Raw genomic sequence first — 15,121 nt, forward strand, 5'->3', positions numbered from 1 at the left:
CCGCGGGCCGCCGCCTACCCTGAACGTCTCTCGCTCATGGCCTCTATCGTGTGGTGTTGCCTTCGCCTTCGCCCGGAGGTGTCACCACTCCGCCGCCTTCGCCGCTGTCGCCACCCCCGCCGTTGTTCCCGCCCGGGGGGTCCTGGGTGCCGGTGTCGGGCGGATCGGTGGCCTCCCCCTCCGAACCGCCGTCCTCGCCGTCGTCCTCCGGGGGAGTGGCGTCCTCGCCACCCTCCTCCTCGTCGACGGCGCTCTCGCTCGGCTCCGGATTCCGAGGCTGCGTGGGCCAGTCGTTGCCCCTGTCGGGGACGACCGGCGCCTCCTCGGAGGTGTCCTCCTCGGTCTCGAGCGTCCGCTGCGGTGACGGTGACGGCGTCGCGGCCGGAGCCTCGACGGTGTCGCGCACGTTGCCCGTCTCCGCTCCGCTTCCGGACCAGAGGAAACCGGCCACCATGGCGGCCACGATCATGACCGTCGCACCGACCGCCGCCAGGACCACGGGAAGGCTGATCCGCCTCCTGGGCTCCTCGGCCAGACTAGCGGAGCCCCCCTGCTGTCCAGGCGGGACGGTCGGCTGTCCGGAGGTGCGCCGGGGCACGGCGCCCGGGGCCGCGTCGGGAACCGCGCCCACGACCATGGTCTGGGCCATGCCCTCGAAGCCCGCGCTGGGCGTCGGCGGCCCGGTGCCCGCGTTGGAGCGGATCACCGCCGCCATGTGCGCGACCTCGCTGGCGGAGGCGGGCCGTTCCTCGGGATCCTTCAGCAGCAGCAGGGAGACCAGGTACGCGACGTCGTCGGGGACGTCCTCGGGCAGCTCCGGCGGTTCGTCCCGGGTGTGCGCCAGGGCCAGCGCCACCGGGGTGTCGCCGGTGAACGGCGGCGTCCCGGCCAGGCACTCGTAGGCCACCACGCCCAGCGCGTACAGGTCCGAGGAGGAGGTCGCGGGCCTGCCCGAGGCCTGCTCGGGGGAGATGTACTGGGCGGTTCCCATGACCATGCCGGTCTGGGTCAGCGTGACCGACATGTCTCCCCGGGCGATGCCGAAGTCGGTGAGCTTGAGCTGCCCCTCCGGGGTGACCAGCAGGTTGCCCGGCTTGATGTCGCGGTGCACCACGCCGCGCGCGTGCGCCGCCGCCAGGGCCTGGGCGGCCTGGCAGACGAAGTCCAGCGTCTGGTCCGGGCTGAGGTGGCCCTGCTTCCGCAGCACCTGGGAGAGCGGTTCACCGACCACCAGCTCCATGATCAGGAACGCGCGGCCCTCCTCCTCGCCGTAGTCGAAGACCTGCGCGATACCGGGGTGGGACAGGCCCGCGGTGATGCGGCCCTCGGTGCGGAACCGCTCCCTGGCCGTGGGCTCGGCCATCTGCGCGGGGTGCAGCAGTTTCACCGCGACGGGGCGGTTGAGCAGGGTGTCCGTGGCCTTCCAGACTGTACCCATGCCACCGGAACCGATCTGCTCCTCCAGGCGGTAACGATCGCTCAGAACGGTCCCGGTGAGTCCACCGGGACCGTTCTGTGAAGATGGCTCGTAGGCGCTCACTACTGAACCACTGCCTCCATCATCTGGCGGGCGATGGGCGCCGCCAGTTCGTTGCCGCTACCGCCGCCGAACTCGACCACGACCGCGACCGCGATCTGCGGGTCGTTGGCCGGCGCGAAGCCGATGAACCAGTTGTGGGTGGGGCTGTCCGGGCCGGTCTCGGCGGTACCCGTCTTGCCCGCCACCTGGACCCCGGGGATGGCGGCGTTGGTGCCCGAGCCGCCCTGCTGGGTGACCAGGGTCATCATCTCCGTGAGGTCCTCGGCGGTGCTGGCGCTGACCGCCTGGGAGTAGGTCTCCGGGCTGGTCTGCGTGATCACCGACAGGTCGGAGTCGCGCACGCTGTCCACCACGTAGGGTCGCATGACCTCACCCGAGTTGGCCACACCCGCGGCGACCATCGCCATCTGGAGGGGGGTCGCCTCCACGTTGGACTGGCCGATCCCCGCGCGGCCCAGGATGTTGCGGTCCTCCTCGGGCGGGGCGTAGCTCGGGGTCACCGACAGGGGGATGTTGAGCGGGTTGGCCTCGGCGTCCTCCACGGTGGGGTGGAAGCCGAACGCGCTGGCCTGCTCCGACAGGTTCTGGCCGCCGACCTCGATCGCCCAGTTGGCGAACGAGGTGTTGCAGGAGATCTGGATCGAGTGCGCCAGGGTGTCCGGCTGGCCGCCGTTGCAGGTGCCTCCCGGGGTGGCGTTGGGCAGGTCGTTGCCCAGGGACAGCACGTCAGGGGCGTCCTGGGTGCTCTCCGGGGTGGCGTCCAGGTACTCCATGGCCGCCGCCGCGGTCACCACCTTGAAGGTCGAGCCCGGGGGGTAGCGCTCGTTGAGGGCCCGGTTCAGCAGCGGCTTGCGCGGGTCGTTCTCCATCGCCGTGTAGTTGTCCACGGCGGCCTGGGTGTCGGTGATGCTGACGACCTCGTTGGCGTCGTAGGAGGGGTAGGACACCGCGCCCAGGACCGCCCCCGTGTCGGGGTCGAGCGCGACCGCGGCGCCGTTCTTGCCGCCCAGGGCGGCGAAGGCCTCGTAGCCCGCCTTCTGCACGCCGGGGTCCAGGGTCAGCAGGACCTGGGCGCCCTCCGGCTCCCGGCCGGTGATGATGTCGCGGAAGTTGCGCACGGCCAGGCGGTCGTCGGAGCCGTCGAGCAGCGCGTTCTCGGTGTACTCGATGCCCGAGGCCCCGTAGGTGCGGAAGGAGCCGACGATCGGCGTGTACAGCCCGCCGCCCACGTACTCGCGCTGGTACTTGGGGGGTTTGCCCTCCTCGGAGATGTCCTCCGAGTAGGCCACGTTCTCGCCCGCGACCTGGATGGGGCCGCGCGCCTCGCTCAGGCGCTCGCTGAACTTGCGCGTGTTCAACGGGTCGTTGCGGATCGCCTCGGCCTGGAAGCCCTGGATCCAGGTGACGTTGAGCATCAGGACCACGAGCAGGAACAGGGCGAAGACGCTGAGTCTGCGGATCGGTGTGTTCATCGTCGGATCACCTGGGTCGCGCCCTCGTCCTGGATCGCCTGCGGTGCGGGTCGTCGGGCGTTGTCGCTGATGCGCAGGAGGATGCCCATCATGATCCAGCTCGCCATCAGCGCGGAACCGCCCGCCGACATGAAGGGTGTGGTGGAACCGGTCAGCGGGATCACCCGGGTCAGCCCGCCCAGGACGATGAAGACCTGGTAGGCGAGGACGAAGGCGATGCCGCTGGCCAGCAGCTTGTTGAACACGCCGGTGGAGGCGAGCGCCATGCGCATGCCGCGTTCCACGAGCAACCCGAGGACCAGGAGGATGGCGAGCAGGCCGGTCACGCCCAGTTCCTCGCCGAGCGAGGCGAGGATGAAGTCGCTGTCGGCGGCGAAGATGTTGTGCGCCTGGCCCGCGCCCAGACCGGTGCCGAAGAGGCCGCCGTAGGCCATGCCGACCAGTCCCTGCACCAGCTGCTGGCTGCCGCCGACCTCGTAGTAGACCTCCTGGTCGAAGGCGTTCAGCCAGATGTTCACCCGGGCCTGGACGTGCCAGAAGAGCAGGTAGGCGATGTAGGCGCCGCTGACGAACAGCAGCAGGCCGATGGTCACCCACGAGGAGCGCTGGGTGGCCACGTACAGCATGGCCAGGAAGGTGCCGAAGAGCAGCAGCGAGGTGCCCAGGTCGGTCAGCAGCACGAGCATGCCGATCGCGAGCAGCCAGCCGACCAGGATCGGCGCCATGTCCCGGGCCCGGGGCAGGTCGATGATCTTGAAGCGGCCGATCTTGATCGGTTTGCCCACGATCTGGAGCACCTGGCGCTTGTTCATCAGGTAGGAGGCCAGGAAGATGACCAGCGCGATCTTGGCGAACTCCGAGGGCTGGAGGGTGAACGGGCCGATGCCGATCCACAGCCGGGCGCCGTAGACCTCCTTGCCCAGGCCGGGAACGGCCGGGAGCATCAGCAGCACGATCGCGACCAGGCCGCTGATGTAGGTGTAGCGCTGCAGGACCCGGGGGTCCTTGAGGAAGATGATGATGAGGAAGCAGCAGATCAGGCCGACGGCCGTCCAGACCAGCTGCATGCCCACGCCCGCGCGTTCGATGTCCTCGACGTCGACCGCGTTCAGCCGCCAGATCATCGCCACGCCGATGCCGTTGAGGAACAGCGTGCACGGCAGGATCAGCGGGTCGGCGTAGGGCGCCACGAACCGCATGGCCACGTGCGCGGCGGCGGACAGGGCGCCGAAGGTCAGGCCCACCGTCCACATCGCGGCGGGGACCCGGCCGTTGAGGTTGATGCCGGCCATCGCGATGCCCGCCATGGTGATGCCGATGGCGAAGACGATGAGGACCAGCTCGGCGTTGCGCCGCTTGACCGGCGGCAGCATGGTCGGCGCCTCGGGGGCGGATGCGCTACTCACACCTGCTCACCCGGACCCTTCCTCGTTCGCCGCGTTCTCGCGGAGCAGGCCGACCCGCTCGCGGGCGTCCTCCAGGTTCTCCGCGGGCAGGGTGTTCTCCACGGCGTCGCGGTCGGCCTCGGGGAGCGAGTCCAGGCGCAGCCCGGTGTCCTCGACCTCCTCGGACAGGCTCAAGCCCGCGAGGTCGGTGTTGATCCCCTGGTAGATGCTCACGGTCTCCCCGGCGGGGGAGGGGCCCACGTAGTACTGACTGTCCACGTACTGGCGGCCGAAGTAGTAGGTGGCGCCCGCGACGACGGCGACCACGACCAGGAACACCAGCACCATCGGCCACCAGCGGCGGGTGCGGTACTCGGCCTCGGGTTCCGGACGGCCCCGCCGGCCGGCCGGCGGGGCCTCGTAGCCCTCGTAGTCGTCGTTGTAGGGGTCCGCGTAGCCCGACCCCGGCGCGGCCCCGTACGGGCCGTCTGCGGGCTCCTCGTCGCCTACCGGGTCCATCTCGGCGGTGTCGCCGGAGCCGCGTAGCTCCTTGGCCCGTCTGGCCGGGCTGTCGTCGCCCTGGTCGGTGATCTCGCGGCGCTGGTCGGCCGCGCCGACCACCTGGGCCGAGCGGGTGGGGCCGTCGCGGTCGGTGTCGGTCTCGATGACGTCGGCGATGACCGCGGTGATGTTGTCCGGGCCGCCGCCGCGGATGGCGAGTTCGATGAGTCTCTTGGCCGCGGTGCGCGGGTCGGCCTCGGTGGCGAGGGTCTCGTGGATGGTCTTCTTGCTGACCACGCCGGAGAGCCCGTCCGAGCAGAGCAGGTAGCGGTCGCCGACCTTGGCCTCGCTGATGGAGATGTCGGGGTCGACCGGGCTCTTGCCGTCCAGGGCCCGCAGGATCAGGGACCGCTGCGGGTGGGTGGCGACCTCCTCCTCGGTGATCTTGCCCTCGTCCACCAGGGTCTGCACCAGGGTGTGGTCGTGGGTGATCTGCTCGAAGCGGGGGCCGCGCAGCAGGTAGGCGCGGGAGTCGCCGATGTGGATGAGCGCTACCCGGGAGCCGGCCCAGAGCATGGCCGTCAGGGTGGTGCCCATGTTCTCCAGCTGGGGCTCCGCCATGATCCTGCGCGAGAGGGAGGCGTTGGCCTGCTCGACCGCGCGCTGGAGGACCTCGGCCATCTCGTCGGCCCGCGGCGACTCGGAGTCCAGCCGGCGGATGGTGGAGATGGCGATGGAGCTGGCCACCTCTCCGCCCGCGTAACCGCCCATGCCGTCGGCGACCGCGAGGAGGTGTTGGCCGGCGTAGCCGGAGTCTTCGTTGCCTTCGCGGAGGCATCCTACGTCGGAGTACGCCGCGTATCGGAGAGCGATGGTCATTTGCGCAGTTCCAGGACGGTTTTGCCGATACGGATGGGCTGACCCACCGTGATGGGCTGAGGGCGGTTCAGCTTCTGCTGGCCGAGGTAGGTGCCGTTGGTGGAGTTGAGGTCCTCCACGAACCAGCGGCCGTTGTCGGAGTAGACGCGCGCGTGGCGCCCGGACGCGTAGTCGTCGGTGATGACGAGGGTGGAGTCCGGGGCGCGCCCGATGAGGATGGGTTGGGCGCTCAGGTCGACCGTGGTCCCCTTGAGCGAGCCCTGGGTCACGACCAGGGCCGTGGGCTCGTTGCGGCGCGCGCGCTGGGGCCGGGAGGAGTACGAGGGCGCGGAAGCCTCCCGGCGCTGGGCCGGACGCGGCGCGGGGCGGGGCTTGCGCCGCGGCTTCTTCTTGGACGGACCGAAGAGGTCCGTGCGGATCACACCGACCGCGAAGAGGACGAACAGCCAAAGCACCGCGAGATACGCGATCTTGATCAGTATGAGGGTCAAGTTGGACATCGAACTGCTCTTCAGCCCCTGTCGTGCTCCGGCCGGGGTGGCGGTCATCTACGCCGCCACCGTGTCTTCCCCACCTTCGGGTCGGTGAGTGTCGAGGTCGCCGACCGCGGCGTCCGGCCGCGGCCATTGTGCCCGATCGGTCAGGTCTTCGCGGAGACTACCCTCCCGGCCGGATATCCGACAGCGGATCCACATTCGGCCCGCCCGGGCTCGACCTGTCAGACGCCGGCGGGACGGCGTTGGTTGCGGTCCTTTCGGGTCTGATCGGTCGGCTCCGCGGGGGCGTCAGTCGCGCCGGAACGTCATCGTGGTCCGGCCGAGGCTGATCCTGCTGCCGTCCACCAGGCGGGCCTGCCTGACCTGCTGGCCGTTGACGAAGGTGCCGTTGGTCGACCCCTTGTCCACCAGGATGGCCTCGTCGCCGTCCAGGCGGATCTCCACGTGGTGGCGGGAGACGCCGTTGTCGACCAGGCGCAGGTCGCAGTCGGTGCCGCGGCCCAGGAGCGTGACCGGCGTGGTCAGCTCGAAGGACTGCTGCATCCCGTGACTGGCGATACTGCCCTCGGCGGTGGCCCCGCCGGGGGAGATCAGCAGGCGCGGACGCCCGGTCTGCTGCTGGCCCGCGGCCTGGCCCGGGTCGCCGACCGGCTTGCGGACCTCGCCGTCCTTGCCGACCATGGTGCCGCGCACGACACCCGAGCGGATGCGGAAGCGGCCCGTCTTGAGGCCGTCGTCGGACCTGAAGTGCACACGGACCGGCCCCACGAAGGAGTAGCCCTGCTCCGTGGCGTAGTCGCGCGCCAGCTTGGACAGCTCCTGTCCCAGGCTGTCGGCGTAGACTTCCAGGCGTTCCTTGTCGCTGGTCGCCAACTCGACGATGAAGTCGTTCGGGACCAGGGTGCGGCCCTGGGCCACGATGGCCGCCCGCTCGTCCATCTCGCGCTGGACGGCGCTCGCCACCTCGACCGGCTGGAGCTCGGACTTGAAGGCCATCGCGAAGGTGCCTTCGATCATGCCCTCAAGCCTGCGCTCGAAGCGTTGGAGCACTCCCACGAGGTACCTCCCTTTGTACTCCACTTCGTATGTGTAGACGATCGTAACCGGGCTGGGGTGCCCCTGGTTTCAGGCGCACCCCGCCAGGGCCCCCGCGGGGTTGCTCCCCAGTGGACCGAAATGCGTGTGCGACCCACCTCCAGAGCGTGCTAGCCTTATCCATGTCGCCAGGGGAACCGGACGAAAAGCCCGGATCACCTGGCAACACAACTGAAGAAGTGAAGAAGTGTCACTCGGGCGGGTGGCGGAACGGTAGACGCGCACGGTTCAGGTCCGTGTGTCCGAAAGGATGTGAGGGTTCAAATCCCTCCTCGCCCACATGAAGCGGGCTGCTGCTCGGAGGCTGTGCCTCCTCGCGGCAGCCCGCCGTTCTTGTTGAGGGGCGATCCCCCGCACCTCCGGAGTCCGGGCACGGTGGCGGGCCCGACGGCGATCGCCGGGCGGCCGCCGCCGGGCAGACTCCTCCGGGGCCGGACCCGGTCCGGACGCGCCCGCGGATCCGGGGGCGCGTCCGGGTTCCGGTTCGGTCAGTCGATCCTCGCGGCCCCGTCCAGATCCCACACCCGAAGGTGTCCGCACATGCCGTTGCGCAGCGGCCCGGACGGCACGTCGGCACCGTAGACGGCGGACTCCTCCAGGTGCGTTCCGTCGCCCCGACCCAGCGCCTCCAGGTGGCTCCTGGTGGTCCGGGCCTGGTGCACCGCTCCCCGTTCCACGTGGTGGTGCCACCCCGCGGCCCGCTCGCGGACCAGCTCGGTGGCCGCACGGTACAGTCCGCGCATCGCCCCGGGACCCTCGCTCTCCACCCGTTCGCGCAGTTCCAGGTAGCCCTGCACGGCGAGGTCCCGGCGCTCCCGGGCCGCCCGCTCGGCCGAGGTGACGGCCTGGGGCAGCACGGTGGCCCGGCGGTAGGCGTCCGGGTCGGCCAGCACCCGGCCGGGGTAGGTGAGCACGGCGTCCCCCGCCTCCGGCAGCCCCGCGTTCTGCATGACGACCAGGATCTCCAGGTCGCCGCTGTCGTTGACCAGCCGGTGCACGGTTCCGGGCGTGAACCACAGCAGGCTGCCCGGGCGCAGCGGGGTCCGCTGGAACCCGGCCCCGCTGAGGGTCTCCAGGAAGCCCTCGCCCCGCAGCACCACGTAGCCCTCCGCCGAGGCGGTGTGCAGGTGCGGCGAGCCGCCCGCGAGCCCGTCGGCGGCGGGCCAGTCGTAGACCCGCAGGTGGGAGACGGCGGTGCCGCCGGGGAACCCCGGGATCCGGGGGCCGTTCACCGGGTCTCCCCGGTGCCGCCGTCCCCGGCCGGGTCCGCCGCGGAGCCCTCGGCCGCCTCCCGCTCCAGCTCGGCCAGGCCCAGGTCGGCGAGGGCCTTGGAGCCCTCCCCGCCCCGGTCCCCGTCCGCGACCACGACCGCGTACCGGAAGGCGAGGGTCTCCCCCGCGCCGACGGTCACGACCTCGTCGAAGAAGGGCGCCGGGCACACGCACGCGAAGATCCCGCTGCGCACGAACCACTTCACCGGGTGCCCGGGGTTGTCCGGGGCGTCCACGAACACCAGCGTGGAGGAGGAGTCCGTGCCGTCGTGGCGCCCCACGAAGCCCATCCACGGCGAGCGCGTCCCCATGAGGTCGTCGCCGCCCTCGCGCCCCTCGGCGTGGACGCGCCCCCCGCTGAAGGAGCGGGGACCGCGCCAGAACAGCCCGCCGTACCCGGCGTTGGGCCGGCCCTCGGTGGTGGGGCTGCCGAAGGGGACGTCCCCGCCGGTCAGGTTGGTGAACGAGGTGGTGAACACCAGGGTCCACGCCCCCCGGTCGGGGGCCGCGGTCACCCGCAGCCCCCGCCGCTCGGAGAACCAGGTCTCGCCCTGCTCGGTCACCCACTCCAGCCGTTCGCCGATCGAGACCCGTTCCGGTGAGGCCTCGATCCGGTCGAAGGACCGGTGCTGGGTGGAGCCGTCGTTGGCGAGCTGCTGGTACCCCGCGTCCCGGAGGTAGGTGGGCCCGCCCCAGAAGTTGGCCGATCCCACGTTGGGCAGGGACCAGGCGATCCCCTTGTGCCACACGTGGTCGTGCGGCCGGTACAGGCTGACGGTGTCTCCGCCCAGGGTGCGGAGGGGGTGGAGGTAGGGGCGCGGCGCCTCCAGCTGCGCGTCCCAGGGGCGGTACACGTAGCGGAAGAGCTCGCCGCCGTCGTGGGTCAGGCGCAGCGAGCGTCCCTGCTCGTGCACCAGGCCCAGACCGCGCGCGGCGGGCTCGCCGTCGGCCGTGGTGGTCGTGGTGTTCGCGGACATGTCCTTCACCCTTCTGTGGCCGGGAACCGGTGTGGTCGGCGGGGCGCGGGGGAGCGGGCCCCGCGCCCCGCCGGGACTACTCCTCGATGAAGTACTGCTCCGGGTTGGTCGGGCCGGGGTCGTTGTAGTTTCCGGAGGAGTACATGCTGTCGGGCACGTTGTGGAAGGTGTCCGCCACGATCCCGTAGCCGGGCGGGCTCAGGCTGATCCCGATGGCGTAGAACTGCTCCTGCGTGACCGCCAGGAAGTCGTGCATCAGCTCCTCGCGGGCCTCGGGGTCGGGCTCCTCCTGGATGGCGTCGTACATCTCCAGGTGTTCGCGCACCTCGGCGGGCGGCTCCTGGGAGCGGGGGTCCTGGCCGTCGGAGACGTACCACTGGGCCCACGGGATGCCGAAGTTGGACTCGCCGCTCTGCGTGGGCGCGTACCAGCGCGGGTCGTACATCGCGTCCATCATCCCGTTGTCGCCCGACCACACGTTGGCGTCGTGCTCGTTGTTCTCCCGGCGGGTCTGCCAGAGGGAGCGGTCCTCGGTGTTGAGTTCCACGTCGATGTCCAGCTCGCGCCAGAAGCCGACGACCATCTCCATCGAGTCCACGATGTCGGGGCGGAAGTCCGTGGGCACCGACAGGGTGAAGCGCACCGTCTCGCCGCGCGGGCTGGTCCGGAAGCCGTCGGAGCCGCGCTCGTCGTAGCCCGCCTCGTCGAGGATCTCGTTGGCCAGGTCGAGGTCGTACTCGGTGTACTGCTTGGCCAGCTCCTCGTTGAAGAACGGGCTCTCCTCGCGCGGTGCGCCCTGCCAGGGCTCGCCCTGGCCGCGGTAGACGACGTCGATGATGTCCTGGCGGTTGATGGCGTGGGAGAGCGCCACCCGGAAGTCGCGGTCGTTGAAGGTCTCGCGCAGCTCCTCGTCCTCGTGGGTGAGGTTGAGGGAGATCATCGCCGTGTTCATCTCGGCGGGCTGGAGCTCGAAGAAGTCGTAGCCCCCGGACTCGCGTCCCTCTGCCAGGGTGGGCCGGTTGGCCAGGGTGTTGAAGTGGCGCGAGTGCATGTCGATCTCGCCGTTGAGCGCGCGGACCAGCATGACCTCCTCGTCGGGGAGGATGTCGAAGACCACCCGGTCGATGTAGGGCAGCTGGTTGCCCTCGGTGTCGACCTTCCAGTAGTAGGGGTTGCGCTCCAGGACCATGCGTCCGGAGTCGGCCAGCGGCTCCACGACCTTCCAGGGGTACATGGTGGGGATGTCCGGGTTCTGCCAGTACCGGGAGCTGTCGATCACGCCCGCCTTGGCCTCGAACATCTCGACCCAGTCGGTGAAGCCCTCCTCCCGTGCCAGCTCGTCGGCGTCCGGGTTGTGGTCGATGTGGAACTGCTCCAGGTAGTGCTTGGGCTTGGTCACCACCTGGTACTGGAGGAGGTCGTACCCGGCCCACAGGGCGTCGGGCTCCTCGAAGGTGATGGTGAAGGTCTGCTCGTCGATCTTCTCGGCGGTGCCGGGGCCGGCCGCCGCGACGGGGGTGAGGTCGTGGTTGTTGAAGATGTCGTTGAAGGCGAACACGACGTCGTCGGAGGTGAACGGCTCCCCGTCGGACCAGCGCAGGCCCGCGCGCAGGGTGAAGGTCAGCTCGGTGGCGTCCTCGTTGTACTCCCAGGACTCGGCGAGGTTGGGGATCACCTCCTCCCAGTCCGTGCTCCAGCGGGTCAGGTTCTCGTAGCCCACGGTCCGGCCCAGCCAGGGCCAGTCGCCCACGCCCAGGATGGCGGTGTTCCACTCCCCGCCGTAGACGCCGACGCGCTCGTGGGGCTCGACCACGAGGGGTTCGTCGGGCAGCCGTTCCTCCAGCGGGGGCAGGTCGCCCGACTCCACCAGGGCGGCGAGCATCGGCGCCTCACCGGTGCCCTCCACCTGCTCCCCGCCCTCGACGTCGGGGTCGAAGGAGAAGAAGGAGCAGCCCGTGGCCATCACCACCGCCGCCGTGCCAGCGGCGGCTCCCAGCCACCGCCGTCTGCCGCCTGTCATCCGTTGCCTCATGTGTCCTTCTCCTGCTTCATGGGGGGTTTCCCGCCTCGGGCGGGCCGGGGGGTCAGGTACGGGAGCTGCCGGGGCCGCCGTTCGCGGTGATCCCGGTGAGGTCGAGTTCCTCGGCGCGGTGGCAGGCCACCGTGCGGCCCGGCGCGGTCCCGCGCGCCACGGGCGCCTCGGTGGCGCACAGGTCGACGGCGTACCGGCACCGGGGGTGGAAGGGGCAGCCGGACGGCGGCCGCGAGGGGTCGGGCACCTCGCCGGTGAGCCGCACGCGCTCGCGGGTGCCGCGCAGCCGCGGGTCGGGGATCGGCACCGCGGAGATCAGCGCCTCGGTGTAGGGGTGCAGCGGTTCGGCGAACAGGTCCTCGGTGGGCGCCACCTCCACGATCCGGCCCAGGTACATGACCGCGACCCGGTCGCACACGTGCTCCACCACCGACAGGTCGTGCGACACGAACAGGTAGGTCAGTCCCAGCTCGTCCTGGAGGTCCTGGAGGAGGTTGAGGATCTGCGAGCGGACCGAGGTGTCCAGGGCGCTGACCGCCTCGTCGGCCACGACCAGGCGCGGCCCGGCGACCAGCGCGCGGGCGATGCTCACCCGCTGGCGCTGGCCGCCGGAGAACGCGTGCGGGAAGCGGCGCAGGTGGTCGGGGTGCAGCCCGACCCGCTCCATGACCTCGCGGACGCGTGCCTCCAGTTCCTCGCCGCGCAGGCCCAGCAGCGTGCGCAGGGGTTCGCCCACGATGTCGCGCAGGGTCATCCGCGGGTTGAGCGAGGACTGCGGGTCCTGGAAGACCATCCGCACCTCGCGGTGGTAGGTCGCGGCGTCGGAGGCGGACAGGTTCAGGGCGTCCAGGACGCGGCCGTCGGCGGTCCGGTAGCGGATGTGCCCGGTGGCCTCCGGGCGGACCCGCATGACGCTCGAACCCAGGGTGGTCTTGCCGCAGCCGGACTCCCCGACCAGGCCCAGGGTCTCGCCCTCGTACACGTCCAGGTCCACTCCGGCCACGGCCCGCACGCGGCGAGGGCCGCGCCGGGACCGCCGTCCGCGCACGGGGTAGCTCACCTCCAGGTCGCGGACGCTGAGGACGGGGGCGGTCGCCGCCGCGTCCGAGGCGGGACCGGTCCGCTCGGCCGGCGCGGGGGCCGGGGTCTCAGTCGGCATCGGGGGCCTCCTCGCCGTTCGGGGTGTTCTCCTGCGGGCGCGCGCCCGCCGCGGGTGCGCCCGTGTTCGCGCCGCTCCCGGTACCGCCGGCGGCTCCGGCCGGAACCGGTTCCCCCACCAGGAGGCAGCGCACGCGGCGGCCGGGTCCGGGCGCGGTGACCGGGGGGACGGTGGTGTCGCACAGCCCCTCCACGGCCTCGGGGCAGCGGGTGCGGAACACGCAACCCGTGGGCTGGTTCCCGGGGTCGGGGATGGTGCCCCGGATGGTGGGCAGGCGGCGCGAGCGGGAGGCGCCCATCCTGGGCACGGCCTCCAGCAGGGCCCGGGTGTAGGGGTGGCGGGGGTCGTGGAAGACGTCGTCCACCGGGCCCTGCTCGACCACCGTGCCCAGGTACATGACCGCGACCTCGTCGGCGATCTCGGCGACCACGCCCATGTCGTGGGTGATGAAGAGCAGGCCCATGCCGGTGTCGTGGCGCAGGTCGGCGAACAGGTCCAGGATCTGCGCCTGCGTGGTGACGTCCAGGGCGGTGGTGGGCTCGTCGGCGACGAGCACGCGGGGGCCGCACGCCAGGGCCATCGCGATCATCACCCGCTGGCGCATCCCGCCGGAGATCTGGAAGGGGTAGGAGTCCACGACGCGCTCCGCGCCGGGGACGCGCACGCGTTCGAGGAGTTCGACGGAGCGCTTCCTGGCCTCTCGGCGCGACACCCCGTGGTGCACGCGCAGGGACTCGCCGATCTGGTCGCCGACGGTGTGCACCAGGGACAGCGAGGACATGGGCTCCTGGAAGACCATGGCCACGTCGCGGCCGCGCACCGCGCGGATCTCCCTGCCGGTGGGGCGCAGCGCGGCCAGGTCCAGGGGCTCGCCCGGGCCCTCCGCCGGGTACAGCAGGATCCGGCCGCCCACCACCTCGCCGGGTGGATCCACCAGCCGCAGCACCGAGCGGGCCATGGCGCTCTTGCCGCAGCCGCTCTCGCCGACCACGCACAGCGTGCCGCCCCTGCGGACGGTCAGGTCCACCCCGTCCACGGCCTTCACCACGGCGTCGTCGGTGGTGTAGTACGTGCGCAGGTCCCGGATGTCCAGGACCACGTCGTCTCGGGTGTGGGTCACCACGGTGGCCACCTCCCTACCGGTAGGGGTCGGCGGCGTCGCGGACGCCGTCGCCGACGAAGTTGAGCACCAGCACCGCCACCGTCACCGCTGCCCCGGGCAGCAGGAGCCAGGGGGCGCCGGCGATCGAGTGGATGTTCTGCGCCTCCTGCAGGAGCACGCCCCAGCTCACGACCGGGGCCTGCAGGCCCAGTCCGAGGAAGGACAGCGAGGTCTCGGCCAGGATCACGAACGGCACGGCCAGGGTGAGGGAGGCGATGATGTGGCTGGTGAAGGAGGGCAGCATGTGACGGCCGATGATCCTGCCGGTGCCGCAGCCGTCCAACCGGGCGGCCGTCACGAAGTCCTCCTGCCGCAGGGACAGGAACCGCCCGCGCACCACGCGCGCCAGGTCGGTCCAGCCGATGAGGGAGAGGATCACGGTGATGGCCAGGTAGGTCTGCACCGGTCCCCAGTCGCGGGGCACGGCGGCGGACAGGCCCATCCACAGCGGGATCGTGGGGACGGACATCAGGAACTCGATGACGCGCTGGATGGCGGTGTCCACGCGTCCGCCGAGGTAGCCGGACAGGCCGCCGAGGACCAGCCCCAGCACGAAGGACAGCGCCACCCCGGCCAGCCCGATGGACATCGACACCCGGGTGCCGTAGATGAGCCGGGAGGCCATGTCGCGGCCGTTGCGGTCGGCGCCCAGCAGGTACACGCGCTGCTGCGGGTCGGCGGCACCGATCAGGTGGCGGTCGGAGGGGAACAGACCCCACATCTCGTAGGGTTCGCCGCGCACGAACAGGCCGACGGGGATCTTCACGGACTCGTCGACGGTGAAGGTGTTGGCGAGCGTATCCGGGTCGCGCTCCACCTGGTAGCCGTACACGTACATGCCCAGGTCGAAGCCGTCCTCGGTGTCCACGAAGTGCAGCCGCTGCGGCGGGGCGTAGGTGTGCTCGGCGCTGTAGGCGCTCGGTGTGCTGGGTGCGAGGAACTCGGAGAACACCGAGACCAGCAGCAGCGCGCACAGCACCAGCACACCGACGACGGCCAGCTTGTTGCGGCGGAAGCGCCGCCAGACGAGCGTTCGCTGGGGGAGGTCCGGGGCGGTTCGCGCCCTCCCGGGGGCGACCGTGCCGGTCGCCGCGGGGTCGGCCGCGGGCTCGCGGCCGGTGGGGGCGGGGCGGTCGGGCAGTGCTCCCACG

The 15,121-nt window shown here is 71.3% G+C and carries 12 protein-coding genes and 1 tRNA gene; 1 reads left to right on the forward strand and 12 read right to left on the reverse strand.

The genetic code is table 11. The features are described from left to right. Positions 1-43 precede the first annotated feature (43 nt). The 6 genes from FYW95_RS20870 to FYW95_RS20895 form a co-directional block, all read right to left on the reverse strand. On the reverse strand, positions 44-1,540 hold the full coding sequence (locus FYW95_RS20870) for a serine/threonine-protein kinase (protein WP_159944257.1): 1,497 nt from the start codon (positions 1,538-1,540) through the stop codon (positions 44-46). Then, complete coding sequence (locus FYW95_RS20875; protein ID WP_159944258.1) at positions 1,540-3,012, reverse strand: peptidoglycan D,D-transpeptidase FtsI family protein; 1,473 nt, start codon at positions 3,010-3,012, stop codon at positions 1,540-1,542. Before FYW95_RS20875 ends, FYW95_RS20870 begins: the two co-directional genes overlap by 1 nt. Continuing rightward, on the reverse strand, positions 3,009-4,418 hold the full coding sequence (locus tag FYW95_RS20880; protein WP_159944259.1) for an FtsW/RodA/SpoVE family cell cycle protein: 1,410 nt from the start codon (positions 4,416-4,418) through the stop codon (positions 3,009-3,011). Before FYW95_RS20880 ends, FYW95_RS20875 begins: the two co-directional genes overlap by 4 nt. Before the next feature lie 6 nt (positions 4,419-4,424). Next, positions 4,425-5,777, reverse strand: coding sequence for a Stp1/IreP family PP2C-type Ser/Thr phosphatase (locus tag FYW95_RS20885; protein WP_160050675.1), 1,353 nt, complete (start codon positions 5,775-5,777; stop codon positions 4,425-4,427). Next, complete coding sequence (locus FYW95_RS20890) at positions 5,774-6,325, reverse strand: FHA domain-containing protein FhaB/FipA (RefSeq protein WP_159944261.1); 552 nt, start codon at positions 6,323-6,325, stop codon at positions 5,774-5,776. Before FYW95_RS20890 ends, FYW95_RS20885 begins: the two co-directional genes overlap by 4 nt. A gap of 237 nt (positions 6,326-6,562) precedes the next feature. After that, entirely contained in the window at positions 6,563-7,324 is a 762-nt protein-coding gene (locus FYW95_RS20895; protein WP_159944324.1) for an FhaA domain-containing protein, read from the reverse strand. A gap of 241 nt (positions 7,325-7,565) precedes the next feature. Here FYW95_RS20895 and FYW95_RS20900 point away from each other — a divergent pair. Beyond that, positions 7,566-7,648, forward strand: a tRNA-Leu gene (locus FYW95_RS20900). A 209-nt stretch (positions 7,649-7,857) separates the two neighbouring features. On the opposite strand, the gene FYW95_RS20905 is transcribed toward FYW95_RS20900, so the two are convergent. The 6 genes from FYW95_RS20905 to FYW95_RS20930 form a co-directional block, all read right to left on the reverse strand. Next, complete coding sequence (locus FYW95_RS20905) at positions 7,858-8,601, reverse strand: cupin domain-containing protein (protein WP_159944262.1); 744 nt, start codon at positions 8,599-8,601, stop codon at positions 7,858-7,860. Continuing rightward, on the reverse strand, positions 8,598-9,617 hold the full coding sequence (locus tag FYW95_RS20910; protein ID WP_159944263.1) for a DUF6807 domain-containing protein: 1,020 nt from the start codon (positions 9,615-9,617) through the stop codon (positions 8,598-8,600). The genes FYW95_RS20905 and FYW95_RS20910 overlap by 4 nt, the downstream gene beginning before the upstream one ends. Positions 9,618-9,693: 76 nt before the next feature. Continuing rightward, entirely contained in the window at positions 9,694-11,580 is a 1,887-nt protein-coding gene (locus FYW95_RS20915) for an ABC transporter substrate-binding protein (protein WP_160050685.1), read from the reverse strand. 121 nt (positions 11,581-11,701) lie between these two features. Beyond that, positions 11,702-12,808 carry an ABC transporter ATP-binding protein gene (locus FYW95_RS20920; protein WP_159944264.1) on the reverse strand — a complete coding sequence of 369 codons (1,107 nt, stop codon included), beginning with the start codon at positions 12,806-12,808 and terminating at the stop codon, positions 11,702-11,704. Beyond that, positions 12,798-13,931 (reverse strand): ABC transporter ATP-binding protein, encoded by a 1,134-nt coding sequence (locus tag FYW95_RS20925; protein WP_236567950.1) that lies wholly within the window; start codon positions 13,929-13,931, stop codon positions 12,798-12,800. The genes FYW95_RS20920 and FYW95_RS20925 overlap by 11 nt, the downstream gene beginning before the upstream one ends. 13 nt (positions 13,932-13,944) lie before the next feature. Continuing rightward, positions 13,945-15,120, reverse strand: coding sequence for an ABC transporter permease (locus FYW95_RS20930; RefSeq protein WP_236567951.1), 1,176 nt, complete (start codon positions 15,118-15,120; stop codon positions 13,945-13,947). Position 15,121 lies beyond the last annotated feature (1 nt).

The sequence above is a fragment of the Nocardiopsis sp. FR4 genome, from assembly GCF_009830945.1.
Lineage (GTDB): Bacteria > Actinomycetota > Actinomycetes > Streptosporangiales > Streptosporangiaceae > Nocardiopsis.

What these genes read in the sequence shown, in the direction of transcription:
- FYW95_RS20875 (WP_159944258.1), bottom strand. Translation starts at nt 3,012, where the DNA reads ATGAACACACCGATCCGCAGACTCAGCGTCTTCGCCCTGTTCCTGCTC.
- FYW95_RS20885 (WP_160050675.1), bottom strand. Translation starts at nt 5,777, where the DNA reads ATGACCATCGCTCTCCGATACGCGGCGTACTCCGACGTAGGATGCCTC.
- FYW95_RS20890 (WP_159944261.1), bottom strand. Translation starts at nt 6,325, where the DNA reads ATGACCGCCACCCCGGCCGGAGCACGACAGGGGCTGAAGAGCAGTTCG.
- FYW95_RS20910 (WP_159944263.1), bottom strand. Translation starts at nt 9,617, where the DNA reads ATGTCCGCGAACACCACGACCACCACGGCCGACGGCGAGCCCGCCGCG.
- FYW95_RS20915 (WP_160050685.1), bottom strand. Translation starts at nt 11,580, where the DNA reads ATGGCCACGGGCTGCTCCTTCTTCTCCTTCGACCCCGACGTCGAGGGC.
- FYW95_RS20920 (WP_159944264.1), bottom strand. Translation starts at nt 12,808, where the DNA reads ATGCCGACTGAGACCCCGGCCCCCGCGCCGGCCGAGCGGACCGGTCCC.